Genomic DNA, 26,449 nt, shown 5'->3' with positions numbered 1-26,449 from the left:
CTTATTGATAAATAAAGCCGGAGACAAACCAGGCAATTAGCACCGTTGGCGCGCCCGTCAGGAAGCGGCTCACCAGCACGGAGGGGACGCCCACGCGCACGGTCTCCTGGCGCGCTTCCGCCAGCGACAGCCCGACGGGGATGAAGTCGCACGCCGCCTGAGCGTTAATGGCAAACAGGGCGGGCAGGGCGAGGTGCGGGGGAATATTCCCCAGACCAATCTGCACGCCAATCAGCACGCCAATGACCTGGGCAATCACCGCGCCCGGGCCAAGAAACGGCGACAGCAGCGGGAAGGAGCAGATCAGCGCCAGCGTCACCAGGCCGAGCGGGTGGCTGGCGAGCGGGGCGAGGCCGTGGGCAATCCAGTCGCCGAGGCCGGAGGCCATGATGATGCCGATCAGCGCCGAGACGAACGCCATAAACGGCAGAATGGTTTTCAGCACCGTGTCGATGGTGTCGCGCCCGGACTGAAACAGCACCGCCACGGCGGACCCCATCCCCATCCCGACCTTCGCCAGCAGGCCGTCGCTCTGCTCGGTGATTTTTTTGCTGGTGTCGTACTCGCGCGGGGCCGCTTTTTGCGGTGCGGATGTGCCATTCACCAGCGTGATGTTGTCCTCCTTCACGCCCGAGACATAAATATCCTCAAGGATGTACTGCGCCAGCGGGCCTGATTTGCCCGTGGAGTGAATATTCACCGTCGGAATGCGGCGCTTCGGGTAGATGCCGCAGCGCAGGGTGCCGCCGCAGTCGATTACCGCCACGCCGATTTCCGCTTCCGGCGGCTCGCCCTCTTTGAAGCCGTCGACTGCTTCCCAGCCGGTCAGCTCGCGCAGCGTGTCGACGATCGCCGGGCGCGTGCCCGCGGTGATGTAGACGATCTTTTTGCCTTCGGTAGCGTCGAACTCCAGCGGGCCGCCCCAGCCGCCCGTGCCTTTCTCTATGCGGATCCGGTTCATACTGTGGCTCCCGAAAGCTGGACTTTCTCATCAAGCTGAATGCCCATTTTTTTCTCAAAAATGGCGGTAGTGAGGTCCGTTACCCAGCCGCGGAAGAAGTTGGTCACCAGGCCGACCAGCAGATAGCTCACCGCCAGCGGGCCGAGCGGCAGTCCCAGCGTAGTGAGACCGCTGGCAATCCCGAGGTAAACAAACAGCTCGCCGGGGTTAATGTGCGGGAACAGGCCGTTCATTGAATGGCAGCTGTAGGAGGCGGCGGCGTAATAACTCGGCTTGTACTTCTCTGGCATAAAGCGGCCGAGGCTTAAGGTCATCGGGTTGCAGAACACAAAGGTGCCGATGAAGGGCAGGATCAGGTAGCGGGACAGCGGATTGCCGGCACAGCGCTGGGCGAAGCGTTCAATACGCTGCTGGCCGATAAAGTTAATCAGGGCGTTCATGATCACCAGCAGGCTGATCAGCAGGGGCAGGATCCCGGTCACCATGCCGGTGAATACCTCGCCGCCTTTCTGAAACAGCCCGATGAACCACTCGGCGCCGTGGGTGATGGTTTCTATCATTCTTCTCTCCTGTAGGGCGTTTGTTTTTGTCTATCTGCGGCTAATAATAATCACTTTGAAAGGTTTTAAAGTGTTAATAAGATCTCACAATGAAAGAAAAATGTATTATTTTGAAAGTTTATTGGTGAGGTGAATAATTTTTGGTGGAAAAAAGCACGGATTTGCGTCGGGGAGGTGCGTACCGCTTCCTTGAGGAGTTGGGGATGCTTTACCATACTGGGTTCTTACCGAACTCGTTAAATGGATGCCACATGTTCAAGCGTCGTTATGCAGCGCTGTTGCCTGCGCTTATTCTCCTGTCCGCCTGTAGTAGCAAACCCAAGACCGAAGCCGCTCAGCCAACGGCGGGCGCGCCTTCCGGAGGATTCCTGCTGGAGCCGCAGCACAATATGATGCAGATGGGCGGCGACTTCGCGAATAACCCTGCGGCCGAACAGTTCATCGATAAAATGGTGAGCAAGCACGGTTTTGACCGCCAGCAGCTGCATGCCATTTTGTCTCAGGCGAAGCGTCTGGACTACGTGCTGCGCCTGATGGACAGGCAGGCGCCGACAGCCCAGGTGCCGACCGGGCCAAACGGCGCGTGGCTGCGCTATCGCAAACAGTTTATTACCCCGGACAACGTGCAGAATGGCGTGGTGTTCTGGAATCAGTATGAAGACGCCCTGAACCGTGCGTGGCAGGTCTATGGCGTGCCGCCGGAGATCATCGTCGGTATTATTGGGGTCGAGACCCGCTGGGGACGCATTATGGGTAAAACCCGCATCCTTGATGCGCTGGCGACGCTCTCCTTCAACTACCCGCGCCGCGCCGAGTATTTCTCTTCCGAGCTGGAAACCTTCCTGCTGATGGCGCGAGACGAACAGGACGATCCGCTCGATCTGAAAGGGTCGTTCGCCGGGGCAATGGGCTACGGCCAGTTTATGCCGTCCTCCTATAAGCAGTACGCGGTAGATTTTAACGGGGATGGTCACATCAACCTGTGGGATCCCGAAGACGCCATTGGCAGCGTGGCCAACTACTTCAAAGCGCATGGCTGGACGCCGGGCGGCCAGGTGGCGGTGCAGGCGAACGGCGAGGCGTTTGGTCTGGAAAACGGATTTAAAACCAAATACAGCGTGGCGCAGCTGGCAGCGGCAGGCTTAACGCCGTCGCAGCCGCTGGGCAATGTTGACCAGGTGAGCCTGCTGCGCCTGGATGTCGGAACCGGTTATCAGTACTGGTTCGGGCTGCCTAACTTCTACACCATTACCCGCTACAACCACAGCACGCACTATGCGATGGCGGTGTGGCAGCTGGGGCTGGCGGTGTCTCAGGCGCGTGTGCCGGCAGCGTCACCGTTTAGCCAGTAAGTTACCCTGACGGGTAGGCCGGATAAGGCAACGCCGCCACCCGGCATGGCTGCATGCACGGTGCGGCCTGATGCCCTCACCCTGACCCTCTCCCACGGGAGAGGGGAATTTTGCAGAAACATTTCGCCACACTCCCATTTCACTCCCACCGTTTACATCTTAATCGACTTTCATTATTGTTATGTTATAACATTATTTTTAAATTGAGATTTCCATGTCCCTGTTTTCTCTCTCATCCCCGGTTCGGCTGCTGCTGGCGCTGGTGATCATTCTGTTTCTCGGCCTGGCCGTGCGCTGGGCGGTGGCGTTGCCATGATCGTGATGAACGACCTGGTGGCGGGTTACGATCGCCAGCCCGTTACGCGCGCGCTGTCCGGCGTGATTGAACGCGGGAGCATGACCGCTATCGTCGGGGCCAACGGCTGCGGCAAATCCACGCTGCTGAAAACGCTCGCCGGCTTTATTCCGCCCGTCAGCGGTACGTTTCGCTGGCAGGGGAGACGTCCGGTGGTGAGCTGGCTGGCGCAGCGTCACGCGCTGGAGGCGCAATTTCCTCTGACCGTGCAGGACGTGGTGAGTATGGGCTGCTGGCCAGCAATCTCACTGTTTGCCGGTTTTCGTCGGGATACCCGCATGCGCATTGCCGGCGCGCTGGAGCGCGTGGGGCTGGAGTCCATGGCGTTCTCTACCATAGATGAACTTTCCGGCGGCCAGTTTCAGCGCATGCTGTTTGCCCGCGTTTTGGTGCAGCAGGCGCCGCTGGTGATGCTGGATGAGCCTTTCACCGGCGTCGATGAAGCGACCTGCAACGTGCTGATGGATCTGATGCTGGAGATGTATATGCAGGGGCAGACCCTGCTGGCGGTACTGCACGACAGCGAACGCGTCTCGCGCCACTTCCCACAAACGCTGCGGCTGGACGCTGATACGCCGCACTGGAAAACCGAGCGGGTGAGGGTGGCATGATCTGGCATCTCTTCTTCCAGCCGTTTATTGAGTACGGCTTTATGCGGCGCGCGCTGGTGGTTTGCCTGGCGCTCTCCGTCAGCACCACTGCGCTGGGCGTATTTCTTCAACTGCGTCGGATGAGCCTGATGGGGGACGCCCTTTCTCACGCCATTTTGCCGGGTGTCGCGGTGGGCTATCTGCTCAGCGGGATGTCGCTGCTGGCAATGACTGTCGGCGGGTTTATTGCCGGGATCGCCGTTGCGCTGGTGGCCGGGCTGGTCAGCCGCCGCACGCCGCTTAAAGAGGATGCCAGCTTCGCGGGGTTTTACCTGGGCTCGCTGGCGCTGGGCGTCACGCTGGTGTCGCTGCGCGGTTCAAATGTCGATCTGCTTCATCTTCTGTTTGGCTCCATTCTCGCCGTGGATAGCGCGTCAGCCCTGTTCGTGACGGGCGTTTGCATGTTCACGCTCCTCACGCTGGCGATTTTTTATCGGGGGCTGGTCAGCGAAGCGTTTGATACCGCGTGGTTGCAGGTGAACGCGCGCTGGCTGCCCGGGATGTTACACGGTCTGTTTCTGGCGCTGCTGGTGCTCAACCTGGTAGCCGGTTTTCAGGTGCTCGGCACGCTGATGGCCGTCGGGCTGATGATGTTACCCGCCGTGGCGGCACGCTGCTGGGTGCGCACATTGCCAGGGTTACTTTTGATGGCGGGTATCAGCGGTATTTTTTGCGCGTGGCTGGGCTTAAGCCTTTCCTGGGCAGTGAGTCTGCCCGCCGGGCCCTCCATTGTGCTGACCGCCAGCGCATTGTTCTTTATTTCAGTTTTATTTGGCACGCGCAGCAGGCTGGCGGATAGCCTGCGGGCGCTTTTTTAACGCAAGGGGAAACGATGAAACGTACAGGATTAGCCGTGGCGCTCGCGCTCGGCATGATGACGCACGGCGTAATGGCGAAAACGCTTAATGTGGTGACCAGCTTTTCCATCCTGGGAGACATCACGCAGCAGGTTGGCGGCGATCGTGTGAAGGTGACGACGCTGGTGGGGCCGGACGGTGATCCCCATACTTTCGAACCTTCGCCCAAAGACAGCGCGGCGCTGAGTAAAGCTGACGTGGTGGTGGTCAATGGGCTGGGGCTGGAGGGCTGGCTCGACCGTCTGGTGAAAGCCTCCGGATTCAAAGGCCAACTGGTGGTTGCTTCGGACGGCGTGAAAACGCACACGCTGGAAGAGGACGGTAAAACCGTGACCGATCCGCACGCGTGGAACAGCGCGGCGAACGGCGCGCTGTATGCGCAAAATATTCTCTCAGGGCTGGTGAAGGCCGATCCTGAAGATACGGCGGCGCTTGAAGCTACCGGTAAACCCTATATTGCGCAGCTCTCTCAACTGGACGGTTGGGCTAAAAAGCGTTTCAGCGACATCCCACAGGCGAAGCGCAAAGTGCTGACCAGCCACGACGCCTTCGGCTATTTCAGCCGCGCCTACGGCGTGACGTTTATGGCGCCGCAGGGGCTGTCGTCTGAGAGTGAAGCCAGCGCGGCGCAGGTAGCGGAGATCATCAATCAGATTAAAGCTGACGGCGTGAAAACCTGGTTTATGGAAAACCAGCTTGACCCACGCCTGGTGAAGCAGATTGCGACCGCCACGGGCGCCCAGCCGGGTGGTGAACTTTACCCGGAAGCGCTGTCCGCGAAGGGCGGCGTGGCGGACACCTACGTCAAGGCGTTTCGCCACAATGTGGACACCCTCGCTAACAGCATGAAATAAGCGTCTCTCTGGCCGATGCGTCCGCATCGGCTTTTTTCTGAAGCCCCCTCGTAAAACCCGACGCGCATCCCCATATTTGATGAGAAAGTGCTATCTTGTGCTGCATGTTTTTCTAAGGCCTGGAGCGAGAATGACTGACCATGAATTGATGCAGCTAAGCGAAGTGGTGGGGCTGGCGCTGAAACAGCGCGGCGCGACTCTCACGACCGCAGAATCCTGCACCGGCGGCTGGGTGGCGAAAGCAATTACCGATATTGCTGGCAGTTCCGCCTGGTTTGAACGCGGCTTTGTGACCTACAGTAACGAGGCGAAAGCGCAGATGATCGGCGTGCGTGAAGCCACGCTTGAGCAGCATGGCGCGGTCAGCGAGCCGGTGGTGATCGAGATGGCGATTGGCGCGCTGAAAGAGGCGCGCGCAGATTACGCTATCTCCATCAGCGGTATCGCGGGGCCGGACGGCGGCAGCGACGTGAAGCCTGTCGGCACCGTCTGGTTTGGCTTTGCCACCTCAAAAGGTGAAGGGATCACCCGCCGGGAATGCTTCAGCGGCGACCGCGAAAGCGTGCGTCGTCAGGCAACGGAATACGCGTTAAAAACGCTCTGGCAACAATTTCTACAAAATACTTGATACTGTATGACCATACAGTATAATTGCCTCAACAGAACAGAAGTCCATGGTGAAGCGCAGTTGCTTCTCCCGGCATGACAGGAGTAATAATGGCTATCGACGAAAACAAACAGAAAGCGTTGGCGGCAGCACTGGGCCAGATCGAAAAGCAATTCGGTAAAGGCTCCATCATGCGCCTGGGTGAAGACCGTTCCATGGATGTGGAAACTATCTCCACTGGTTCGCTTTCTCTTGATATCGCACTGGGCGCTGGCGGTTTGCCGATGGGCCGTATCGTAGAAATCTACGGTCCGGAATCCTCGGGTAAAACTACCCTGACGTTGCAGGTTGTTGCGGCGGCACAGCGCGAAGGTAAAACCTGTGCGTTTATCGATGCCGAGCACGCGCTGGACCCGGTCTATGCCCGTAAACTGGGCGTTGATATCGACAACCTGCTGTGCTCCCAGCCGGACACCGGCGAGCAGGCACTGGAAATTTGTGACGCGCTGGCGCGCTCAGGCGCGGTTGACGTGATCATCGTCGACTCCGTTGCGGCGCTGACGCCAAAAGCGGAAATTGAAGGTGAAATCGGTGACTCTCACATGGGCCTCGCGGCACGTATGATGAGCCAGGCGATGCGTAAGCTGGCGGGTAACCTGAAGCAGTCCAATACGCTGCTCATCTTCATCAACCAGATCCGTATGAAAATTGGTGTAATGTTCGGTAACCCGGAAACCACCACCGGCGGTAACGCTCTGAAATTCTACGCTTCTGTCCGTCTGGATATCCGCCGTATCGGTGCGGTGAAAGAAGGGGATAACGTAGTCGGTAGCGAAACCCGCGTGAAGGTTGTGAAGAACAAAATCGCAGCACCGTTCAAACAGGCTGAGTTCCAGATCCTCTACGGCGAAGGTATCAACTTCCTCGGCGAGCTGGTTGACCTGGGCGTGAAAGAGAAGCTGATTGAAAAAGCGGGCGCATGGTACAGCTACAACGGTGACAAGATTGGTCAGGGTAAAGCGAATGCTATCTCCTGGCTGAAAGAGAACCCGGCGGCGGCGAAAGAGATTGAGAAGAAGGTGCGTGAACTCCTGCTGAACAACCAGGACTCTAAACCTGATTTCGTGGTCGACGGCGCGGATGCTGAAGAAACCAACGAAGACTTTTAATCCTCTCGGATAAAAATGAAGGGCTGCTGATGCGGCCCTTTTTGCATTTCTGAATCGACAGGTTTTTTATGAGTGAACCGACATCACGCCGACCAGCCTACTCACGCTTGCTGGATCGGGCCGTGCGCATTCTTGCCGTGCGTGACCATAGCGAACAGGAGCTGCGGCGGAAACTGTCAGCGCCCGTCATGAGCAAAAACGGTCCGGAAGACATTGATGCCACCGCGGAAGATTATGACCGCGTGGTTGCCTGGTGCTACGAGCATCACTATCTGGATGACGGCCGTTTTGCCGCTCGCTTTCTTGCCAGCCGTGGTCGTAAAGGCTATGGGCCAGCGCGTATCCGCCAGGAGCTGAACCAGAAAGGGGTAGCCCGTGAATCGATTGAAAAAGCCATGCGCGAAAGTGAAATTGACTGGTGCGAACTGGCGCGTGAGCAGGCGGTACGAAAGTACGGTGAGCCGCTGCCGCGTGAATTTTCAGAAAAAGTTAAAATCCAGCGCTTTTTGCTCTACCGCGGCTTCCTGATGGAAGATATTCAGGATATCTGGCGTAATTTTACCGATTGAACGCATGCGGGATTTTACTTCCCATTAAAGAAAACTTATCTTATTCCCACTTTTTCCAGTAGCTGGTCCGTCCAACTGTTTACAGATACAGATCTGCTGCGACATTTCGTTAGCTTGATTTCAGGATAATTATGAGCAAGAGCACCGCTGAGATCCGTCAGGCGTTTCTCGATTTTTTCCATAGTAAGGGACACCAGGTTGTTGCCAGCAGCTCCCTGGTACCGAACAATGACCCGACTCTGCTGTTTACCAACGCCGGGATGAACCAGTTCAAGGATGTGTTCCTTGGTCTCGACAAGCGTAATTATTCCCGCGCCACAACCTCACAGCGTTGCGTGCGTGCGGGCGGTAAACACAACGATCTGGAAAACGTCGGTTACACCGCGCGCCACCACACCTTCTTCGAAATGCTGGGTAACTTCAGCTTCGGCGACTATTTCAAACACGACGCCATTCAATACGCGTGGGAACTGCTGACCGGTGAAAACTGGTTCAATCTGCCGAAAGAGCGTCTGTGGGTGACCGTGTATGAGACCGATGACGAAGCGTTCGACATCTGGGAAAAAGAAGTGGGTATCCCGCGCGAACGTATCATCCGTATCGGTGACAACAAAGGCGCGCCTTACGCGTCTGATAACTTCTGGCAGATGGGCGACACCGGCCCTTGCGGTCCGTGCACCGAGATCTTCTACGATCATGGCGACCACATCTGGGGTGGCCCTCCGGGAAGCGCGGAAGAAGATGGCGATCGCTACATTGAGATCTGGAACATCGTCTTCATGCAGTTCAACCGTCAGGCCGACGGCACCATGGAGCCGCTGCCAAAACCGTCCGTAGATACCGGTATGGGCCTTGAGCGTATCGCGGCCGTTCTGCAACACGTTAACTCCAACTATGAGATTGACCTGTTCAGCACCCTGATCAAAGCCGTTGCTGAGGTAACGGGCGCAACCGATCTGAGCAACAAATCACTGCGCGTTATCGCAGACCATATTCGTTCCTGTGCGTTCCTGATTGCTGACGGCGTTATCCCGTCGAATGAAAACCGTGGCTATGTGCTGCGTCGTATCATTCGTCGTGCGATCCGCCATGGCAACATGCTGGGCGCGAAGGACACCTTCTTCTATAAACTCGTTGGGCCACTGATTGGCGTGATGGGCTCTGCCGGTGACGAGCTGAAACGCCAGCAGGCGCAGGTTGAACAGGTTCTGAAAACCGAAGAAGAGCAGTTTGCCCGTACGCTGGAACGCGGTCTGGCGCTGCTGGACGACGAGCTGGCGAAACTCAAGGGCGACACGCTGGATGGCGAAACCGCTTTCCGCCTGTACGACACCTACGGCTTCCCGGTTGACCTGACCGCGGACGTTTGCCGCGAGCGCAACATCAAAGTTGACGAAGCAGGCTTTGAAGCCGCAATGGAAGAGCAGCGTCGTCGTGCGCGTGAATCCAGCGGTTTTGGCGCGGACTACAACGCGATGATCCGCGTTGATAGCGCGTCTGAATTTAAAGGCTACGAAGAGCTGGCCCTGACCAGCAACGTAACCGCGCTGTTTGTTGACGGTAAAGCCGTAGACAGCATTAGCGCGGGCCAGGAAGCGGTTGTTATCCTGGATAAAACGCCGTTCTATGCGGAATCGGGCGGCCAGGTTGGCGATAAAGGCGAACTGAAAGGCAATGGCTTCAGCTTCAGCGTAAGCGATACCCAGAAATACGGTCAGGCAATTGGTCACCAGGGCAAACTGGTTTCCGGCTCTCTGAAAGTGGGCGAGGGCGTTCAGGCCAACGTTGACGAAGCTCGCCGCGCGCGCATTCGTCTGAACCACTCGGCAACCCACCTGATGCACGCCGCCCTGCGCGAAGTGCTGGGTACGCACGTTGCACAGAAAGGTTCTCTGGTTAATGACAAAGTGCTGCGTTTCGACTTCTCGCATTTTGAAGCGATGAAGCCGTCTGAAATTCGTGCGGTGGAAGACCTGGTGAATGCCCAGATCCGCCGTAACCTGCCAATCGAAACCCACATCATGGATCTCGAGGCAGCGAAGAAGAATGGTGCGATGGCGCTGTTTGGCGAGAAATATGACGACCGCGTTCGCGTGCTGAGCATGGGCGACTTCTCTACCGAACTGTGTGGCGGTACTCACGCATCCCGCACCGGTGACATCGGCTTGTTCCGCATCGTTTCCGAATCGGGGACGGCGGCAGGCGTGCGTCGTATTGAGGCGGTGACCGGGGAAGGCGCAATTGCCAGCCTGCATGCGCAGAGCGACCAGCTGCACGAGATCGCGCAGCTGCTGAAAGGCGATAGTCAGAACCTGGGCGAAAAAGTGCGTGTCGCGCTGGATCGTACCCGTCAGCTGGAAAAAGAACTCCAGCAGCTGAAAGAACAGGCTGCGGCGCAGGAGAGCGCAAACCTCTCCAGCAAAGCGGTAGACATTAAGGGCGTCAAACTGCTGGTCAGCGATCTGGCGGGCGTTGAGCCTAAGATGCTGCGTACCATGGTCGACGATCTGAAGAACCAGCTTGGTTCGACGGTTATCGTGCTGGCAACGGTCGCAGAGGGTAAGGTTTCTCTGATTGCGGGCGTCTCTAAGGATGTGACGGATCGTGTTAAAGCAGGGGAACTGATTGGCATGGTCGCCCAGCAGGTGGGTGGCAAAGGTGGCGGTCGTCCGGACATGGCGCAAGCCGGTGGTACGGATGCGGCGGCACTTCCCGCGGCATTAGCCAGCGTTGAAAGCTGGGTAAGCGCGAAACTGTAATAACTACAAAGCACAAGCAGACGCCATAGCGGTAACGTTATGGCGTCTTGCTCACTGCGCTATCGATAACGATAAAGTCAGGTTGAGTTTGTGTATATCGGCTAAACTTACGTTTAACAGAATGTGATGCCGTGACTGCTTACACTTTACGTGTTTGTCATCGCTTACTTTTTGGCGTTATATGATGGATAATGCCGGGATACAAGAGACCCGACTCTTTTAATCTTTCAAGGAGCAAAGAATGCTGATTCTGACTCGTCGAGTTGGTGAGACCCTCATGATTGGGGATGAGGTCACCGTGACAGTTTTAGGGGTAAAGGGTAACCAGGTACGTATTGGTGTTAACGCTCCTAAAGAAGTATCTGTCCACCGTGAAGAGATCTACCAGCGTATCCAGGCTGAAAAATCCCAGCAGTCCAGTTACTGATATTGTCGCGTCTCGCTGTCGGGCGAGACGCAACCCTCCTGCTATTTTTCCTGCATAAAGTTACCGTTCTATTTCAAACGCTTCGTTTTTGACCACTCTCATAATCTTATCTCATCCAAAAGACGCGCTTCTCTCAACACAATTCTGTGAAGATGCCTGCAAAATCCGCTTATAAAACACTCTCTTTGCGGCTTTTACATGCGAATTGGGTGCGAATTGTGCAAACGAAAAAAGCATGTGGAAAATTGTTTGACTTATAAGTCCCAGAAAGTAATATATGCGCCACGCAGCGACGAGAAGCTCTTAACGAGTTGCTCGAAGCACTCGAAAGAGGCGTTGTGTGGTGAGGTGGCCGAGAGGCTGAAGGCGCTCCCCTGCTAAGGGAGTATGCGGTCAAAAGCTGCATCCGGGGTTCGAATCCCCGCCTCACCGCCATTTTGCATCCGTAGCTCAGCTGGATAGAGTACTCGGCTACGAACCGAGCGGTCGGAGGTTCGAATCCTCCCGGATGCACCATCTATTACTTCATATTGCTTTCGAAGTGATATGAATATCGAGCAGTACAGTAGTAAATCCCGATGCATCCGTAGCTCAGCTGGATAGAGTACTCGGCTACGAACCGAGCGGTCGGAGGTTCGAATCCTCCCGGATGCACCATTTACTATTTCTGAAAGCAGTTCCCTGATGCATCCGTAGCTCAGCTGGATAGAGTACTCGGCTACGAACCGAGCGGTCGGAGGTTCGAATCCTCCCGGATGCACCATTTACTGTTTCTAAAAGCATTTCCCCGATGCATCCGTAGCTCAGCTGGATAGAGTACTCGGCTACGAACCGAGCGGTCGGAGGTTCGAATCCTCCCGGATGCACCATCTCTTCTTGTGATCCCCTTCGATGTTTAGTTCTTAATCACTCTCATTGTTATCACTTCGCAATCAGCGACAAAGATCCCCTTTTACGATAAAGTAATGCTTTGTTAATCGCTTAGCGAGAGCACGATGTACGCACAGTATGACGGTTTGATCTTCGACATGGACGGCACCCTCCTGGATACCGAACCCACGCATCGTCAGGCTTGGACCGAAGTCCTGGGCCGTTACGGTATGCGTTTCGATTTACAGGCGATGATTGCCCTCAATGGATCGCCCACCTGGCGTATCGCACAGGCCGTGATTGAGCTGAATCAGGCCGATCTCGACCCGCATCAGCTCGCGCGTGAAAAAACCGACGCGGTAAAAGCCATACTGTTAGACACCGTGCAGCCTTTACCACTCATTGACGTCGTCAAGGAGTGGCATGGGCGTCGTCCTATGTCTGTCGGTACGGGCAGCGAGAGCGCGATTGCTGAAGCGCTACTCAACCACCTTGGCCTGCGCCACTATTTTTCTGCCGTCGTTGCCGCCGATCATGTTAAACATCACAAACCCGCACCGGATACCTTCCTGCTCTGTGCAGAATTAATGGGTGTTCCACCTGCAAAATGCGTGGTGTTTGAAGATGCTGATTTTGGCATTCAGGCCGCGCGTGATGCCGGAATGGCGGCGGTGGACGTTCGCTTACTGTGAGTGACGCGCTGTCACTCGCTTCATTATTCGCCAGCAGTCTTTTAAGCTCCACCCTCTTACCGGGGAATTCGGAAGTGGTGCTGGTGGCGATGCTGTTGTCCGGCGTAAGTCAGCCCTGGTTGCTGGTCTTAATAGCAACAATGGGTAATAGCCTTGGAGGGCTGACTAACGTTATTCTTGGACGTTTCTTTCCGCTACGCGAAAAATCTCGCTGGCAGGAAAAGGCAGTCGGCTGGCTAAAACGCTATGGCGCTGCCACGCTGTTATTAAGCTGGATGCCTGTAATAGGCGATTTACTGTGTCTGCTGGCGGGATGGATGCGCATTTCCTGGGGACCGGTGCTCTTTTTTTTGTGCCTTGGCAAGGCGTTACGCTATGTTTTACTGGCATGGGTAACACTACAGGGTATGACGTGGTGGCACTAATTGGTGGAATGAATTCGCGACCTTCAATCGTCAACCATTACAATTATGCTGAGTGACAATTTTTTGACAGGCGGGAGGTCAAATTGATCCCGGACGTATCACAGGCGCTGGCCTGGCTGGAAAATCACCCTCAGGCACTGAAGGGTATTCAGCGTGGGCTTGAGCGCGAAACGCTGCGCGTAAATGCGGATGGTAGCTTAGCGACTACGGGACACCCGAAGGCGTTAGGCTCGGCGCTGACACATAAATGGATCACAACCGATTTCGCCGAAGCGCTGCTGGAGTTCATCACGCCAGTAGACGGTGATATTGATCATATGCTGACGATCATGCGCGACGTGCATCGCTTCACCGCCCGCAACCTCGGCGACGAGCGTATGTGGCCGCTCAGCATGCCGTGCTATATCGAGCAGGGGCAGGATATCGAGCTGGCGCAGTACGGCACCTCGAATATTGGTCGGCTGAAAACGCTGTATCGCGAAGGACTGAAAAATCGCTACGGCGCACTGATGCAGACGATCTCTGGCGTGCACTACAACTTTTCTCTGCCGATGGCGTTCTGGCAGGCGAAGTGCGGTGAAACGGATAAAGAAGCGATCTCCGCGGGCTATTTCCGCCTGATCCGCAACTACTACCGCTTTGGCTGGGTTATTCCGTATCTGTTCGGAGCGTCACCGGCCGTCTGTTCTTCGTTCCTGCAAGGGAAACCGACCACGCTGCCGTTCGAGAAGACCGAATGTGGCATGTATTACCTGCCGTACGCGACCTCCCTGCGCCTGAGCGACCTTGGCTATACCAATAAATCGCAAAGTAATCTCGGAATTACGTTTAACGATCTGCACGAATATGTGGCAGGCTTGAAGCGGGCGATAAAAACCCCGTCGGAAGAGTACGAAAAAATCGGCCTCGAAAAAGACGGTAAGCGCCTGCAAATTAACACTAACGTGTTGCAGATTGAAAATGAACTGTATGCGCCGATTCGTCCGAAGCGCGTGACGCGCAGCGGTGAAACGCCGTCGGATGCGCTACAGCGCGGCGGGATCGAATACATTGAAGTGCGCTCGCTGGATATCAACCCGTTCTCACCGATTGGCGTTGACGAACAGCAGGTTCGCTTCCTTGACCTGTTTATGGTCTGGTGCGTACTGGCGGATGCGCCGGAAATGAGTTCCGACGAACTGCTGTGTACCCGTGCCAACTGGAATCGCGTGATTCTGGAAGGGCGCAAGCCGGGTCTGACGTTAGGTATTGGCTGTGAAACGGCTCAGTTCCCACTGTCTAAGGTAGGGAAGGATCTGTTCCATGACCTGAAGCGCGTAGCCCAGACGCTGGACAGCGTGTACGGCGGCGAAGCTTACCAGAAGGTCTGCGACGAACTGGTTGAAAGCTTTGATAACCCGGAACTGACATTCTCAGCACGTATTCTGCGTTCTATGATTGAGCAGGGAATTGGTGGCACAGGGCGTTCACTCTCAACGGAGTACCGTGAGATGCTGATGCAGGAGCCGTTAGAGATCCTGAGCGAAGCGGATTTTGTGACAGAGCGTGATGCGTCCGTTGTGCGTCAGAAAGAGGTCGAAGCGGCGGATACGGAGTCGTTTGAGGCGTTTCTGGCGAAGCAGGCCTGAACCAAAAAGAAAAAGGCCACATCGCTGTGGCCAAAATATACATCTCTGAATTCAGGGATGATGATAACAAATGCGCGTCTTTCATATACTCAGACGCGCATTCTGTAGAAGAGTTCAGTTTATTTTAAAAAAATCACTATCGGAGGTGACGTATGCCGTTATTAGATAGCTTTACTGTCGACCATACCCGTATGGAAGCACCAGCAGTCCGCGTGGCGAAGACCATGAACACGCCGCACGGCGACACGATCACCGTTTTCGACCTGCGCTTCTGCGTGCCCAATAAAGAAGTGATGCCAGAGAAAGGCATTCACACGCTGGAACACCTGTTCGCCGGATTCATGCGCGACCACCTGAACGGCAACGGCGTGGAGATCATCGATATCTCTCCGATGGGCTGCCGCACAGGTTTCTACATGAGCCTGATTGGTCAGCCTGATGAGAAACGCGTCGCGGATGCGTGGAAAGCGGCGATGGAAGACGTGCTGAAGGTGAAAGAGCAGAACCAGATCCCTGAGCTGAACGTTTACCAGTGCGGCACTTACCAGATGCACTCTCTGGAAGAAGCTCAGGAGATTGCCCGTCATATCATCGAACGTGATGTTCGTGTAAACAGCAATGACGAGCTGGCCCTGCCAAAAGAAAAACTTCAGGAACTGCACATTTAGTATCGTGCCTGTGGATGCCCGGTGGCGCTTCGCTGACCGGGCCTACAATCCTGATGACGACAACCACCACCTTCTCCTTTACCCATCGCCCGCTTGTGCCGTTTTCGCATGATTATGCTCATGGCGACAGCGAACCGTGGCATCAGCACGACTGCGCGCAGCTCCTGCACAGCCTCACCGGCGTCGTGCGGGTCGATACCGCATCCGGCTGCTGGGTGGTGCCGCCCGGTCGCGGCGTCTGGCTACCTGCGGGTACGCAGCACGCCTTGCGCATCACCGGCAACGTTGCTGCCCGCACGCTGTTTATCGACCCGCTGGCGCGCGCCGATCTTCCGGCGACCTGCCAGATCGTGCAGATCTCGCCCCTGCTGCGCGAGCTGATCCTGACCTCCCTTACGCTTCCTGAATCTTACGCACCCGGAAGCCGCGATGAACGTGTTTATGAGCTGATCCTCGATGAAATTCGCCTCATGCCGGTACTGCCGTTTCACCTGCCCGAGCCGGAAAGCGAAGCGCTGCGCCAACTCTGCCAGCAGATTCGAATGGCCCCGGGAGAAAGCTGGAGCAGCGCCCAGGCCGCAGGTATTGTGGGGATGAGCGAACGCACGCTGAACCGCCATTTTCAGCAGCAGACAGGCCTGAGCTACGGCGAGTGGGTGAGAAGGGCGCGACTGCTGGAAGCCTTAGTGCGGCTGGCGCAGGGCCAGCCGGTATTACGCGTGGCGCTGGATTTGGGGTATGGCAGCCACAGCGCCTTTACGGCAATGTTTCGCCGGGTAATGGGTCTCTCACCCAGCGGTTACTTCAGGAACGACTGACTGCGTTAAAAAGCGCCTGAATCGACGCGCGTGCCACGTCGCTGTCGATGCCCACGCCCCAGCGGCTGGTCCCATCCTGGAACAGGCAGCGGATATAGGCCACCGAGCGGCTGTCGCTGCGTTCGCCTAACGTATGTTCGTGATAATCCTTGATCACAAACGGTGCGTTGATCCAGCGGCTTAAGCCGTGAGCGGCGGCGGAGAGCAAACCGTTTCCCTGGCCTTCCAGCTGGCGGGTGCCCCCTTGCGTGGCGACGCTTGCCGTCAGCCGCAGCTGGCCGTCCTGCTGGCTGTCGCTGCGGTACGATTGCAGCGCTAATGGCGGGCTCGCCACCAGGCCGTAGCGGGCGCGGAACAGCTGCCAGAGCGCATTCTGCGTCATCTCTTTTCCATGGTTATCCGTTTCCTGCTGCACGTGCTGGCTAAAATCCTGTTGCAGGGCGCGAGGCAATTTCAGGCCGTGGTTTTGCTCAATAAGCCAGGCGCTTCCGCTTTTTCCTGACTGGCTGTTCACGCGGATCACCGCTTCATAGGTACAGCCAATATCCTGCGGGTCGACGGGCAGATAGGGCATCTCCCAGCGTTCGCCAGGCTTACGGGCATCGAAACCTTTCTTGATGGCATCCTGGTGCGAGCCGGAGAAGGCGGTGTAAGCCAGACGACCCGCCCACGGATGGCGCGGATGGACGGGCAGCTGGTTGCAGGTTTCTACCGTTTCAACCACCCGATTCATATCACTGAAATCCAGATTCGGGCTAATGCCCTGGCTGTAGAGGTTCATCGCCAGCGTCACCAGGCAGACGTTGCCCGTGCGCTCACCGTTACCAAACAGGCAGCCCTCCACGCGGTCAGCCCCGGCCATGACGGCCAGCTCTGCGCTGGCGACGCCGGTACCGCGATCGTTATGCGGGTGCACGCTGATACAGACGTCACTGCGGCGGCTGAAGTGGCGGCAGAAATACTCGATCTGGTCGGCATAGACGTTCGGCGTGCTCACCTCGACGGTAGCGGGCAGGTTGACGATCATCGGACGCGCCGCGCACGGCTGCCAGATCTCCGCCACGGCTTCACAAATCTCCAGCGCAAACTCCGGTTCGGTAAAGCAGAAGGTTTCCGGGGAGTACTCGTACTGCCAGCAGGTGTCAGGGTTCTCTTCACACAGCTGACGAATCAGGCGCGTCGCGCGCGTCGCCAGCTCGACGATTTGCGCTTTCTCCATGCCGAATACCAGACGGCGGAACAGCGGGGCGGTGGCGTTATACAGGTGAACGGTGGCCTGCTTCGCGCCGCGCAGGGAGTCGAAAGTGCGACGGATAAGATCGTCCCGCGCCTGCGTTAACACCTGAATGGTGACGTCATCCGGGATGCGGTTCTCCTCAATCAACTGACGCACAAAATTGAAGTCCGTCTGCGAGGCGGACGGGAAGGCGACTTCGATTTCTTTAAACCCGCAGCTCAGCAGCAGATCCCAGAATTGCAGCTTGCGCGCGCTGTCCATCGGCTCGGCCAGCGCCTGGTTACCGTCGCGTAAGTCGGTCGAGAGCCAGCGCGGGGCGCGGGTAATAATCTGCTCCGGCCAGCGGCGGTCGGGCAACGAAAGGGTGGGGTAAGGCTGGTATTTGTCGGCGGGTGTGTTCAGCATGGTGCGCTCCTGTTGTCTTTTCACTATCGTGAATCGATTTCAGGCGCGCTGCTTTATCGGAACTGACAATCGCTGTCGCGTTTTGGACAAGGGGGGCGATTGTTGCCCGGTGGCGCTGCGCTTACCGGGCCTACGATCGTAGGCCGGGTAAGGCGTAGCCGCCACCCGGCAACCCGTGCACAGGGCTAGTGCGCCCCACCGCCCCCGCTACCGGCCCCAAACGGTGGTTTGGCAAACCACACCAGCCCCAGCAGGACGATGAAGATCCCCGCCGATATCCAGAAAATCTCGTTTGCCGAGATAATCAGCCCCTGGTTGGTGATCTGCTGGGCAAGCCAGCCGGACGCCTGCTGCTCCGTCATCCCCATCCCCTCAAGCTGGCTATACATCTGCTGAGCGTTAGGGTTGAACGGGTTCACCGCTTCGGTGAGTTGAGCATGGTGCATCGATTCCCGGTTGGTCCACAGCGTGGTGGTGATCGAAGTCCCGATGGAGCCCGCCAGCGTACGGGTGAAGTTCGACAGGCTCGATGCCGCCGCCATCCGCTCAGGCGGTAAGCCGGAAAGCGTAATGGTGGTCAGCGGCATAAAGAAGCACGCTACGGCGAAGCCCTGAATAAACTGCGGCCACGCGGAGGCGCCAAAGTCCATTCCCGGTTCAAACGTATACGCGCGCCAGTAGAAGCACACGGCGTACATGATGAAGCTGAACGTCACCAGCCTGCGCATGTCGAGCTTATGGGCGAAACGGCCAATAATCGGCGACAGCAGAACCGGAATTAACCCCACCGGCGCGGAGGCCAGCCCCGCCCAGGTTGCGGTATAGCCGTACACCTCCTGCAACAGCTGCGGCAGCAGAACAATCGCGCCGAAGTAGAGCATATAGGCGAGGCTGATACAGAGGCAGCCGATGGTGAAGTTTCGCGATTTAAACAGCGAGAGGTCGACTATCGGATTATCGTCCGTCAGCTCCCAGACAATCAGGAAGCTGATGGCCACCACGGCGACCACCGTCAGCACAATGATTTCCGTAGAGGCAAACCAGTCCAGCTCTTTGCCGCGGTCGAGCATGATTTGCAGGCTGCCGATGCCGACAACCAGCAGTGCCAGCCCGATGCCGTCGATCCGCCGCTGTTCGGTCCGCGTTTCGCGACCACGCAGAGACTGTAGCGTCATCAGCACCACCAGCGCACCGATGGGCACGTTGATGAAGAAGATCCAGCCCCAGTGATAGTTATCGCTGATATAGCCGCCGAGGATTGGCCCGCAAATTGGGGCGACGATCACCGTCATCGACCACAGCGCGAGCGCGATGGAGCGCTTGGCGGGCGGATAGTTGTTCAGCAGCAAACTCTGCGACAGCGGAATCAACGGCCCGGCGACAATCCCCTGGATGACGCGGAAGAAAATCAGCATCGTCAGGCTGCTGGACATGCCGCAGGCCCAGGAGGCCAGCACGAACAGGATCGTCGACCAGAGGAACAGCTTCACTTCACCGACGCGCTTCGCCAGCCAGCCGGTGATGGGAATGGAGATGGCGTTCGCCACCCCGAACGAGGTAATGACCCAGGTCCCCTGGCTCAGCGATGAGCCAAGGTTCCCGGCGATCGTAGGGATCGCCACGTTTGCGATGGTGGAGTCCAGCACCTGCATGAATGTCGCCAGCGACAGCGCAATGGTCATAATGACCAGCTGCGCCCCCTCCAGCGGTTTTTGCGGCTTTTGCTGTTGCATAACGCTCACCTTCGGCTTAACCGGCGTTTGCCTTCACGATGTCATCGATCAGCTTATTGACCGGATCGAGGCTAATTTCACGGGCGTTACTTTCATAAGCTGGCGTACTGCGCACCTGGCTTGCGAGGATCTGACCGTCGCGGTTGGCGGTATCGACCGTCACCAGCGTGGAAAGGCCAATTCGCAGCGGATGGTCTGCCAGCTGCTTAGGATCCAGCTCGATACGCACAGGCAAGCGCTGTACCACCTTGATCCAGTTGCCGGTGGCGTTCTGTGCAGGCAGCAGGCTGAACGCGCTGCCGGTCCCCATGTCCAGACCGACCACTTTCCCGGTGTACTTGACGTCATCGCCGTAAATATCGCTGACCACGGTCGCGGTCTGGCCGATACGCATATGCGCCAGCTGGGTCTCTTTGAAGTTCGCATCGACCCACAGATTGTTCGCCGGAACGACCGCCATTAGCGGCGTGGTGGTGCCAATCTGCGCCCCTGGCTGTACGGAACGACGGGAAACGTAGCCGGTCATCGGGCTGACGATTTTGGTACGTTGCAGGGCAAGCCATGCGTTACGCACTTCGGTCGCTGCCTGTTTCACCGCTGGCTGGTTTTCCAGAGAGGTGCCCAACACCATCGCCTGGTTGGCGTTGTACTGTTGGATCGCCACGTCCAGCTGCGCCTGTGCGCTGGCCACCGCGTCGCGGGCGTGCTGCAACTCTTCACGGCCAATCAGGTTGGCGGTGCCGAGAGGAACACGACGATTGAGGTCGCTCTGCGCCTGAGCCAGGGCCGTTTTCTGCACGTCGATATTGGCCTGAAGCTGCTTGCTGTTGATCATCAGCTGGCGGGTCTGGCGAACGCTGGAGGCCAGCGCCGTTTGTGCTTTTTCAAACGCCTGTTGGGCGTCGGTCGGGTCGAGCGTGACCAGCACATCGCCTTTTTTCACAAAGTCGGTGTTATCAGCCCAGACTTTCGTCACGCTGCCTGACACCTGCGCCATGATTTGAACCTGATTCCCTGCCACGTATGCATCGTCTGTCTCTTCAACATGACGCAAGACTAAAAACCAATAGATCCCATATGCCACGGCAATAATAATAAAGAGCAAGGTCAGCAGAATAAGGGCGCTCTTACGTTTGCCCTTTTTGTTGGCCGGTTGCTGCGGGAGGGTGTTCTCCGCATTTGCGCTCATTGTTGTTCTCCACGATCTTTTTATTTTCACATCGGCTGAGCCGACCTGTTGTCAGAAAGGCCAGCAGTTTCACGTGCTGGCCTGTCAGTTTTTCTTTTTAGCAATCTGGAATGTTGAGCGGATCGTCGCGTTAGCGCAGCGCCTCAAGGATGACGCCATCTTCATCCATCTGGTCCAGACGGGTGAGCAGCTTGCGAGTGATGTGCTCAAGCTGGTCGCGCTCGGCGGTGCTGAGGGCAGACCAGAGCTGGTGCAGGCAGTTGTGCTGCGGTGGCAGCACTTCGCGCAAGAATTCGTGACCTTTTTCAGTCAGTTGCAGATGCAGGCAGCGGCGATCGTTATCGCTTTCACGGCGTTCAATCCAGCCGCGCTTTTCCAGTTCATCCGCGATACGGGTCGCATTGGTACGGGATGACCCCAGCGCACAGCTCAGTTCCGACGGCTGAATGCTGTGATTTTCCTGAGACTCCAGCGTAATCAACGCCATAAACAACGTCTCGTTAATCCCCTGCGCTTTCAGCATCTTGTTACGATTTTCCAGCAGCTTACCCTGCATGTGCATGCACAGGCGGGTCAGCAGAATTTCCTGATACGGGAAGTCCTCATGACGACTGGCGCGGAACTTAAGCATTTGTTCAATGGGCGTAAACGAACTATCCATTTTGGGCATAACCTCATTAATTACAGCCGATATAGTAACGACAGTGACAAATAATGTAAATGAATTATTTGTGCGGTTATATCCGCCAAACGTATGTCACCATCAGAAAGCGCCGGGTAAATCCGTGACCCGGTGAGCACAGAGAGCGTGGGGTGTGTACCCGCGAAAGAGGGGATGTGAGGACAGGGGTCTGAACTATTCATGCCGGTAGTAAATATGTCACCCACAGTAAAATTTCTGGGATAAATGATTACCGTTACCTTAACAGATGCAGGCCCCCTTTACACCCCAGGGGGCCCAAAGCAATGTAAAACTTAGTGAATTGCTTCCTGACGGTGATAGCCGCGCCACCATACCAGCAGATTTATCGCCGCGACGATGGCGCCGATGGCGCACACGCCCGTCCAGCCCGCATGCTGCCAGGCGGAGGCTGAGATGAGCGAGCCCGCCGCGCCGCCGATAAAGTAGCTGGTCATGTACCCGGCCGTCAGACGGTTACGGGCATCCGGCTTCACGCGGTAAATCACGGTCTGGTTGGTGATATGTACACCCTGCACGGTGAGGTCGAGCACCAGAATACCGACAATCAGCGCCAGCACAGAGACGTGTCCGTACCAGATGGCCGCCCAGGAGAGCAGGAGTAAAACCAGCCCTGCGGAGGTGGTCATATGAGATTTGCCTTTGTCGGCCAGCCCACCCGCCGGGCGCGCGCCCAGTGCGCCAGCCGCGCCTGCCAGCCCGAACAGGCCAATCACGCCTTCTGAGTAGTTAAACGGCGGTGCGGCGAGCAGAAACGCCATCGACGTCCATAAGATGCTGAAGTTAGCGAAGGTGAGACACCCCAGAATGGCGCGCGTGCGCAGGAGTTTATCCCGGGTAAAGAGGCTGAAAACGGAGGCGAGGAGCTGCGGATAGTTCAGGTGATTTTCCTGCTTCACCCTTGGCAGGCCGCGCCACAGGGCCAGCGCCATGATAACCATCAGCACGCTCGCCACCCAGTAAACGGTGCGCCAGCCGCCGAGGCTCGCCAGCAGCCCGGCAACGGTTCGCGCCAGCAGGATGCCCAGCAGCAGGCCGCTCATGATAGTGCCGACCACTTTGCCGCGTTTTTCCGGGGAAGCCAGCGTCGCGGCGAGGGGAACCAGAATTTGCGCCACCACCGAGAACAGCCCCGTCAGCGCGGTGCCGATAATCATCATCGTTAACGACTGGCTGCTGGCGGTGATCAACATCCCGCCCGCCGCCAGCAGCGTCATGGAGACGATAAGCATCCGGCGCTCAAACATATCGCCTAATGGCACCAGGAACAGCAGCCCGGCCGCATAGCCGAGCTGTGCGGCGGTGACAATAAACCCGGCGGAGCTGGCTGAAAGATCGAAGGCGCGTGCGATGGTGTCGAGCAGTGGTTGTGCGTAATAGTTGCTGGCGACGGCCAGACCCGTTGCCACGGACATTAAAAGGATGAGTGCGGGGCTAAGCCCTTGAGTTGTTTTTGTCATTAGTTTCAGGAATCGTGAGTTAAGTGATTATTTTTCCGGAAACATAATAACCAATGATGGTGAATGTTGGGGAATTGTTACGTGGTGGATTGTGCGGTTAAGGTTGGGGGCGGTTTGATCCCCTCACCCCGACCCTCTCCCAGGGGGAGAGGGTGGTCATCGTTCCCTCTTCCCCTGGGAGAGGGTCGGGGTGAGGGAAAATGTTTTACTTCTGCGCCTCAAGCGCCTCTTTCACCCAGCCATCGAACTGCTGCTGGTGGGCTTTGATCCAGCCATCCACGTGGCCTTTGATATCAGCTTCGGATGATTTACCCGCGTGCATCATCGCGTTCTGGGCGTTAATGTCTGCCAGCGGCAGTTTCATCACCGAGAACAGCTTCGCCGCCGCCGGGTTTTTCTCGGCCCAGGCTTTGTTCGCCACGATATGCATGGTGTTCACCGGGAAGCCATAGTTCATGCCGTTTGGCAGTTTGGTGTCGATATCTTTCTGCTCGCCCGGCAGGGAGGAGAAGGGCACCTGCAACCACACCACGTCTTTGCCCGGCTTCAGCACGTCGCTCACCCAGTACGGCGTCCAGGTGTAGTAGATCACCGGCTTGCCTTCTTTAAAGCGGGCGATGGTGTCGGCCATCATCGCAGAGTAATTGCCGTGGCTCACGTCGACGGTCTTCGCCAGATCGAAGGCTTTGTTCTGGTGGTTAATCACCGCTTCACAGCCCCAGCCCGGCGAACAGCCCATCATGTCGGCTTTACCGTCACCGTTGGTATCAAACAGTTTTGCAATCTTCGGATCTTTCAGCTGTTCAATATTGGTGATGTGATACTTATCGGCGGTTTTCTTGTCGATCAGATATCCCTGCGCAGCGCCGGTCACAAAGGTGCCTTCGCGGTAGAATTTCTTGTCACCGCCTGCGGCGGCATACATGTCGTCGTGCAGCGGCTGCCAGTTCACGGCGGTAAAGGTGGCGTCACCGGAGGCAATGGAGGTATAGCCCACGTTGTAATCCACTTCGCTGGCGGTATTCACCGTATAGCCCAGTTTCTCCAGCGCACGGCTGACAATCTGGGTCTGGAAGGACTCTTCCGAAATGGTGCTCTGCACCGGCTGCACGGTAATGCCTTTGCCCGGCAGGTCAGCGGCAACTGCGCTGGTGGAGACAAGGGTCGCAAACGCTGTGGCAAAAAGTACGTTATGTCGCATCGTTGTTCCTTATTTTGTAAATGGGCGGGTGAGTAACCCGACAGGGCCGGTGGTGTACCAGCGACGGTTGCCGCGACTACGTGAATCACGACCGACAGCCTGGGTCAGGCGGTCAAGAATGATGGCGAGGATCACAATCCCGACGCCGCCGACGGTCGCCAGCCCCATATCGAGACGGCCAATGCCGCGCAGTACCATCTGACCTAACCCGCCAACGGCAATCATCGAGGCGATCACCACCATCGACAGCGCCAGCATCAGCGTCTGGTTAACACCTGCCATAATGGTCGGCATCGCCAGCGGAAGCTGAACCTTAAACAGCATCTGACGCGGGCTGGCGCCGAACGAGCGCGATGCCTCTATCAGATCCGCAGGCACCTGGTTAATGCCCAGAATGGTCAGGCGAATAATCGGTGGCAGGGCGAAGATAATGGTCACGACCACCCCCGGTACGTTACCGATGCCGAACAGCATCACGATAGGCACCAGGTAAACGAACGCTGGCGTGGTCTGCATCGCATCCAGCAGCGGGCGGATAATCTTCGCGGCCCGGGGGCTGCGCGCCAGCCAGATCCCCATCGGCAGGCCGATCACCACGCAGAACAGCAGGGCGGTCAGCACCAGCGCCAGGGTGATCATCGCCTGAGACCACGCGCCAATCGCGCCGATGGCAATCAGGGAGATCAGCGTGGCGATCCCCATACCCGCGCTGCCGAACTGCCATGCGATCAGCGAGAACAGGATAATCGCCACCGGCGCGGGCATGCCCAGCATCAGCTGCTGGAAGCCGTTCAGGATGTAATCCACCGGGATGCGGATCCCCTGGAACACCGGACGGAAGTGGGTAACGACCCAGTCGATCCCCTCCGTTACCCAGCTATCCAGCGGGATCAGCGTCTTGTGGAACGGATCCATAATATTGAAATGCTCTGGGGCAGGCGCTGGTGCGCTGTTGAGCCAGTCTGCCGCGCCGCCGCCATCGGCAGGCGCAGGCGTCGACCCCCACGCATCGGCAGATTGCGCCGCGCTGTCCGCTGCTTCAGTGGTGCCCCATGGGTTTGATTGATCAGCCATTGTTTGTCCCCTCGCGATCTAAAGCCTGTAGCAGCATCCGTTTTGAGATGATGCCAACGTACTGTTGTTCTTCACCGACGACCGGCACGGCGCACGGCGCCTGACCCACGTGAGAGAGCAACTCGCTGAGCGGCGTTTCGGCGTCCACGGCAAGCGGAGCGTCAATCAACGCCGCATCGATTCCCTGGTTTTCGCTCAGGGCGGTTTTCAGAGAGTCGATGGAGACCACGCCGACAAATTTATTGCCGCGTTCAACCAGATAACCGTATTCACGGTCTTCGTCCTGCAACAGCTTCAGCGCGGAGCGCGGGCCAAAACCTGGCGTTTTACGAATAATGCCGTTTGGTGTTCGACGGGCAATATCTTTCGCACTGAATACGTGGCTAATATCCACGCCGCGGAAGAAGGTGCGCACATAATCATTCGCCGGATTATTGAGAATTTCATCCGGTGTGCCGACCTGCACCACTTCACCATTTTGCATAATGGCGATACGGTCGCCAATACGCATGGCTTCATCCAGATCGTGAGAAATAAAAACAATGGTGCGCTGATGTTTGGCCTGTAATTTTACCAGCTCATCCTGCATCTCGGTGCGAATTAAGGGATCGAGCGCCGAGAAGGCTTCGTCCATTAATAAAATGTCCGGATTAATCGCTAATGCACGCGCTAATCCCACACGCTGACGCATACCGCCGGAGAGTTCATCCGGATACGCATGAGCATAATTTTCCAGCCCGACCTGACGCAGTGCATCAAGGGCTTTTTCCTGACGTTCCTGAGCGGGCGTGCCGGCTAACTCCATGCCAAAGGCGGTATTATCGAGTACCGTCATGTGCGGCATCAGTGCAAATGACTGAAACACCATCGCAATTTTCTTTCTGCGCACCTCACGGAGATCTGCGTCTGATATTCTGGCGATATCCACGCCGTCTATCAGCACCTGTCCGCGGGTGGGTTCAATCAGGCGATTGAGAAGGCGAACCATAGTGGATTTACCCGAACCGGATAATCCCATGATGACAAAAATCTCGCCTTCTTCAATGGCCAGACTGGCGTCTTTAACGCCAAGCGATAGCCCGGTTTTTTCCAGAATTTGCTCTTTCGTAAGGCCTTTCTCAATATATTTGAATGCGCGCTGCGGGTGCTCGCCAAATACTTTATAAAGATTTTTCACTTCTAATTTAATTGCCATGCAATAGAGAGTGTCCTGTTATTTGTTTATGTCG

General features: G+C 56.9%; 24 protein-coding genes and 5 tRNA genes. 19 read left to right on the top strand and 10 right to left on the bottom strand.

Annotated elements, in window-relative coordinates:
- Position 1: 1 nt before the first annotated feature.
- Both srlE and srlA read right to left on the bottom strand, forming a co-directional pair.
- Entirely contained in the window at positions 2-961 is a 960-nt protein-coding gene (srlE, locus tag ACQG1Y_RS18210; protein WP_015571674.1) for a PTS glucitol/sorbitol transporter subunit IIB, read from the bottom strand.
- Positions 958-1,521 carry a PTS glucitol/sorbitol transporter subunit IIC gene (gene srlA / locus ACQG1Y_RS18205; RefSeq protein WP_015571673.1) on the bottom strand — a complete coding sequence of 188 codons (564 nt, stop codon included), beginning with the start codon at positions 1,519-1,521 and terminating at the stop codon, positions 958-960. The genes srlE and srlA overlap by 4 nt, the downstream gene beginning before the upstream one ends.
- Positions 1,522-1,772: 251 nt before the next feature.
- On the opposite strand from srlA, the gene mltB reads away from it, so the two are divergent.
- From mltB to ACQG1Y_RS18110, 19 genes are all read left to right on the top strand, one after another.
- Complete coding sequence (mltB, locus tag ACQG1Y_RS18200) at positions 1,773-2,873, top strand: lytic murein transglycosylase B (RefSeq protein WP_015571672.1); 1,101 nt, start codon at positions 1,773-1,775, stop codon at positions 2,871-2,873.
- A 312-nt stretch (positions 2,874-3,185) separates the two neighbouring features.
- The gene (locus ACQG1Y_RS18195; RefSeq protein WP_368740785.1) at positions 3,186-3,839 is read left to right on the top strand and encodes a metal ABC transporter ATP-binding protein; all 654 of its coding nucleotides are present in this window, start codon (positions 3,186-3,188) and stop codon (positions 3,837-3,839) included.
- Positions 3,836-4,696: a metal ABC transporter permease gene (locus ACQG1Y_RS18190; RefSeq protein ID WP_015571669.1), complete on the top strand. Its 861-nt coding sequence runs from the start codon at positions 3,836-3,838 to the stop codon at positions 4,694-4,696. The genes ACQG1Y_RS18195 and ACQG1Y_RS18190 overlap by 4 nt, the downstream gene beginning before the upstream one ends.
- A 14-nt stretch (positions 4,697-4,710) precedes the next feature.
- A complete protein-coding gene (locus tag ACQG1Y_RS18185) occupies positions 4,711-5,589 on the top strand; it encodes a metal ABC transporter substrate-binding protein (RefSeq protein ID WP_022649141.1) in 879 nt (292 codons plus the stop codon).
- Between the two features lie 130 nt (positions 5,590-5,719).
- Entirely contained in the window at positions 5,720-6,217 is a 498-nt protein-coding gene (pncC, locus tag ACQG1Y_RS18180; RefSeq protein WP_003862172.1) for a nicotinamide-nucleotide amidase, read from the top strand.
- 89 nt (positions 6,218-6,306) lie between these two features.
- Positions 6,307-7,365, top strand: coding sequence for a recombinase RecA (recA, locus tag ACQG1Y_RS18175; protein WP_015571667.1), 1,059 nt, complete (start codon positions 6,307-6,309; stop codon positions 7,363-7,365).
- Between the two features lie 68 nt (positions 7,366-7,433).
- The gene (recX, locus tag ACQG1Y_RS18170; RefSeq protein ID WP_017382782.1) at positions 7,434-7,934 is read left to right on the top strand and encodes a recombination regulator RecX; all 501 of its coding nucleotides are present in this window, start codon (positions 7,434-7,436) and stop codon (positions 7,932-7,934) included.
- A 131-nt stretch (positions 7,935-8,065) separates the two neighbouring features.
- Positions 8,066-10,693, top strand: a complete 2,628-nt coding sequence (gene alaS / locus ACQG1Y_RS18165) for an alanine--tRNA ligase (protein WP_058686083.1) — start codon at positions 8,066-8,068, stop codon at positions 10,691-10,693.
- Between the two features lie 241 nt (positions 10,694-10,934).
- Positions 10,935-11,120 carry a carbon storage regulator CsrA gene (csrA, locus tag ACQG1Y_RS18160; RefSeq protein ID WP_000906486.1) on the top strand — a complete coding sequence of 62 codons (186 nt, stop codon included), beginning with the start codon at positions 10,935-10,937 and terminating at the stop codon, positions 11,118-11,120.
- Between the two features lie 342 nt (positions 11,121-11,462).
- Positions 11,463-11,555 (top strand) — tRNA-Ser (locus ACQG1Y_RS18155).
- A 4-nt stretch (positions 11,556-11,559) separates the two neighbouring features.
- A tRNA-Arg gene (locus tag ACQG1Y_RS18150) sits at positions 11,560-11,636 on the top strand.
- A gap of 64 nt (positions 11,637-11,700) precedes the next feature.
- Positions 11,701-11,777 (top strand) — tRNA-Arg (locus tag ACQG1Y_RS18145).
- A gap of 29 nt (positions 11,778-11,806) precedes the next feature.
- Positions 11,807-11,883: transfer RNA gene (locus ACQG1Y_RS18140), tRNA-Arg, on the top strand.
- 29 nt (positions 11,884-11,912) lie between these two features.
- A tRNA-Arg gene (locus ACQG1Y_RS18135) sits at positions 11,913-11,989 on the top strand.
- 126 nt (positions 11,990-12,115) lie between these two features.
- On the top strand, positions 12,116-12,682 hold the full coding sequence (gene yqaB / locus ACQG1Y_RS18130; RefSeq protein WP_015571665.1) for a fructose-1-phosphate/6-phosphogluconate phosphatase: 567 nt from the start codon (positions 12,116-12,118) through the stop codon (positions 12,680-12,682).
- Positions 12,679-13,107 (top strand): YqaA family protein, encoded by a 429-nt coding sequence (locus tag ACQG1Y_RS18125; protein ID WP_017382780.1) that lies wholly within the window; start codon positions 12,679-12,681, stop codon positions 13,105-13,107. Before yqaB ends, ACQG1Y_RS18125 begins: the two co-directional genes overlap by 4 nt.
- A gap of 83 nt (positions 13,108-13,190) precedes the next feature.
- Positions 13,191-14,735 carry a glutamate--cysteine ligase gene (gene gshA, locus ACQG1Y_RS18120; RefSeq protein ID WP_368740753.1) on the top strand — a complete coding sequence of 515 codons (1,545 nt, stop codon included), beginning with the start codon at positions 13,191-13,193 and terminating at the stop codon, positions 14,733-14,735.
- Between the two features lie 152 nt (positions 14,736-14,887).
- Entirely contained in the window at positions 14,888-15,403 is a 516-nt protein-coding gene (luxS, locus tag ACQG1Y_RS18115) for an S-ribosylhomocysteine lyase (protein WP_017382778.1), read from the top strand.
- A 53-nt stretch (positions 15,404-15,456) separates the two neighbouring features.
- Positions 15,457-16,221, top strand: coding sequence for a helix-turn-helix transcriptional regulator (locus tag ACQG1Y_RS18110; RefSeq protein WP_368740752.1), 765 nt, complete (start codon positions 15,457-15,459; stop codon positions 16,219-16,221).
- Here the strand turns inward: ACQG1Y_RS18110 and leuA are convergent.
- The 8 genes from leuA to proV all read right to left on the bottom strand — a co-directional run bounded on the left by leuA (position 16,208) and on the right by proV (position 26,415).
- Positions 16,208-17,863, bottom strand: coding sequence for a 2-isopropylmalate synthase (gene leuA, locus ACQG1Y_RS18105; RefSeq protein WP_032654746.1), 1,656 nt, complete (start codon positions 17,861-17,863; stop codon positions 16,208-16,210). The two genes, ACQG1Y_RS18110 and leuA, sit on opposite strands and share 14 nt — an antisense overlap.
- A gap of 185 nt (positions 17,864-18,048) precedes the next feature.
- Positions 18,049-19,596 carry a multidrug efflux MFS transporter permease subunit EmrB gene (gene emrB, locus ACQG1Y_RS18100; RefSeq protein ID WP_006811709.1) on the bottom strand — a complete coding sequence of 516 codons (1,548 nt, stop codon included), beginning with the start codon at positions 19,594-19,596 and terminating at the stop codon, positions 18,049-18,051.
- A 16-nt stretch (positions 19,597-19,612) separates the two neighbouring features.
- Positions 19,613-20,785 carry a multidrug efflux MFS transporter periplasmic adaptor subunit EmrA gene (gene emrA / locus ACQG1Y_RS18095; protein WP_032654743.1) on the bottom strand — a complete coding sequence of 391 codons (1,173 nt, stop codon included), beginning with the start codon at positions 20,783-20,785 and terminating at the stop codon, positions 19,613-19,615.
- A 130-nt stretch (positions 20,786-20,915) separates the two neighbouring features.
- A complete protein-coding gene (gene emrR / locus ACQG1Y_RS18090) occupies positions 20,916-21,446 on the bottom strand; it encodes a multidrug efflux transporter EmrAB transcriptional repressor EmrR (protein ID WP_017694792.1) in 531 nt (176 codons plus the stop codon).
- A gap of 314 nt (positions 21,447-21,760) precedes the next feature.
- Positions 21,761-22,945 carry an MFS transporter gene (locus ACQG1Y_RS18085; protein WP_023304299.1) on the bottom strand — a complete coding sequence of 395 codons (1,185 nt, stop codon included), beginning with the start codon at positions 22,943-22,945 and terminating at the stop codon, positions 21,761-21,763.
- A gap of 205 nt (positions 22,946-23,150) precedes the next feature.
- Complete coding sequence (gene proX, locus ACQG1Y_RS18080; RefSeq protein WP_017382774.1) at positions 23,151-24,146, bottom strand: glycine betaine/L-proline ABC transporter substrate-binding protein ProX; 996 nt, start codon at positions 24,144-24,146, stop codon at positions 23,151-23,153.
- Between the two features lie 9 nt (positions 24,147-24,155).
- Positions 24,156-25,220, bottom strand: coding sequence for a glycine betaine/L-proline ABC transporter permease ProW (gene proW, locus ACQG1Y_RS18075; protein ID WP_015571659.1), 1,065 nt, complete (start codon positions 25,218-25,220; stop codon positions 24,156-24,158).
- A complete protein-coding gene (gene proV / locus ACQG1Y_RS18070; RefSeq protein WP_015571658.1) occupies positions 25,213-26,415 on the bottom strand; it encodes a glycine betaine/L-proline ABC transporter ATP-binding protein ProV in 1,203 nt (400 codons plus the stop codon). Before proV ends, proW begins: the two co-directional genes overlap by 8 nt.
- Between the last annotated feature and the right edge of the window lie 34 nt (positions 26,416-26,449).

This window comes from Enterobacter cloacae complex sp. 397G4, assembly GCF_050031515.1.
Classification (GTDB): domain Bacteria; phylum Pseudomonadota; class Gammaproteobacteria; order Enterobacterales; family Enterobacteriaceae; genus Enterobacter; species Enterobacter hormaechei_C.
Note: the sequence above shows the minus strand (reverse complement) of the source record. Positions and strands in the feature narration are given on the sequence as shown.

Coding starts and splice junctions, on each gene's coding strand:
- emrB (WP_006811709.1), bottom strand. CDS start 19,596: ATGCAACAGCAAAAGCCGCAAAAACCGCTGGAGGGGGCGCAGCTGGTC.
- proX (WP_017382774.1), bottom strand. CDS start 24,146: ATGCGACATAACGTACTTTTTGCCACAGCGTTTGCGACCCTTGTCTCC.
- srlA (WP_015571673.1), bottom strand. CDS start 1,521: ATGATAGAAACCATCACCCACGGCGCCGAGTGGTTCATCGGGCTGTTT.
- leuA (WP_032654746.1), bottom strand. CDS start 17,863: ATGCTGAACACACCCGCCGACAAATACCAGCCTTACCCCACCCTTTCG.
- mltB (WP_015571672.1), top strand. CDS start 1,773: ATGTTCAAGCGTCGTTATGCAGCGCTGTTGCCTGCGCTTATTCTCCTG.
- ACQG1Y_RS18190 (WP_015571669.1), top strand. CDS start 3,836: ATGATCTGGCATCTCTTCTTCCAGCCGTTTATTGAGTACGGCTTTATG.
- srlE (WP_015571674.1), bottom strand. CDS start 961: ATGAACCGGATCCGCATAGAGAAAGGCACGGGCGGCTGGGGCGGCCCG.
- recX (WP_017382782.1), top strand. CDS start 7,434: ATGAGTGAACCGACATCACGCCGACCAGCCTACTCACGCTTGCTGGAT.
- emrA (WP_032654743.1), bottom strand. CDS start 20,785: ATGAGCGCAAATGCGGAGAACACCCTCCCGCAGCAACCGGCCAACAAA.
- emrR (WP_017694792.1), bottom strand. CDS start 21,446: ATGGATAGTTCGTTTACGCCCATTGAACAAATGCTTAAGTTCCGCGCC.
- yqaB (WP_015571665.1), top strand. CDS start 12,116: ATGTACGCACAGTATGACGGTTTGATCTTCGACATGGACGGCACCCTC.
- ACQG1Y_RS18110 (WP_368740752.1), top strand. CDS start 15,457: ATGACGACAACCACCACCTTCTCCTTTACCCATCGCCCGCTTGTGCCG.
- recA (WP_015571667.1), top strand. CDS start 6,307: ATGGCTATCGACGAAAACAAACAGAAAGCGTTGGCGGCAGCACTGGGC.
- csrA (WP_000906486.1), top strand. CDS start 10,935: ATGCTGATTCTGACTCGTCGAGTTGGTGAGACCCTCATGATTGGGGAT.
- ACQG1Y_RS18185 (WP_022649141.1), top strand. CDS start 4,711: ATGAAACGTACAGGATTAGCCGTGGCGCTCGCGCTCGGCATGATGACG.
- proW (WP_015571659.1), bottom strand. CDS start 25,220: ATGGCTGATCAATCAAACCCATGGGGCACCACTGAAGCAGCGGACAGC.
- luxS (WP_017382778.1), top strand. CDS start 14,888: ATGCCGTTATTAGATAGCTTTACTGTCGACCATACCCGTATGGAAGCA.
- pncC (WP_003862172.1), top strand. CDS start 5,720: ATGACTGACCATGAATTGATGCAGCTAAGCGAAGTGGTGGGGCTGGCG.
- ACQG1Y_RS18085 (WP_023304299.1), bottom strand. CDS start 22,945: ATGACAAAAACAACTCAAGGGCTTAGCCCCGCACTCATCCTTTTAATG.
- ACQG1Y_RS18195 (WP_368740785.1), top strand. CDS start 3,186: ATGATCGTGATGAACGACCTGGTGGCGGGTTACGATCGCCAGCCCGTT.
- alaS (WP_058686083.1), top strand. CDS start 8,066: ATGAGCAAGAGCACCGCTGAGATCCGTCAGGCGTTTCTCGATTTTTTC.
- proV (WP_015571658.1), bottom strand. CDS start 26,415: ATGGCAATTAAATTAGAAGTGAAAAATCTTTATAAAGTATTTGGCGAG.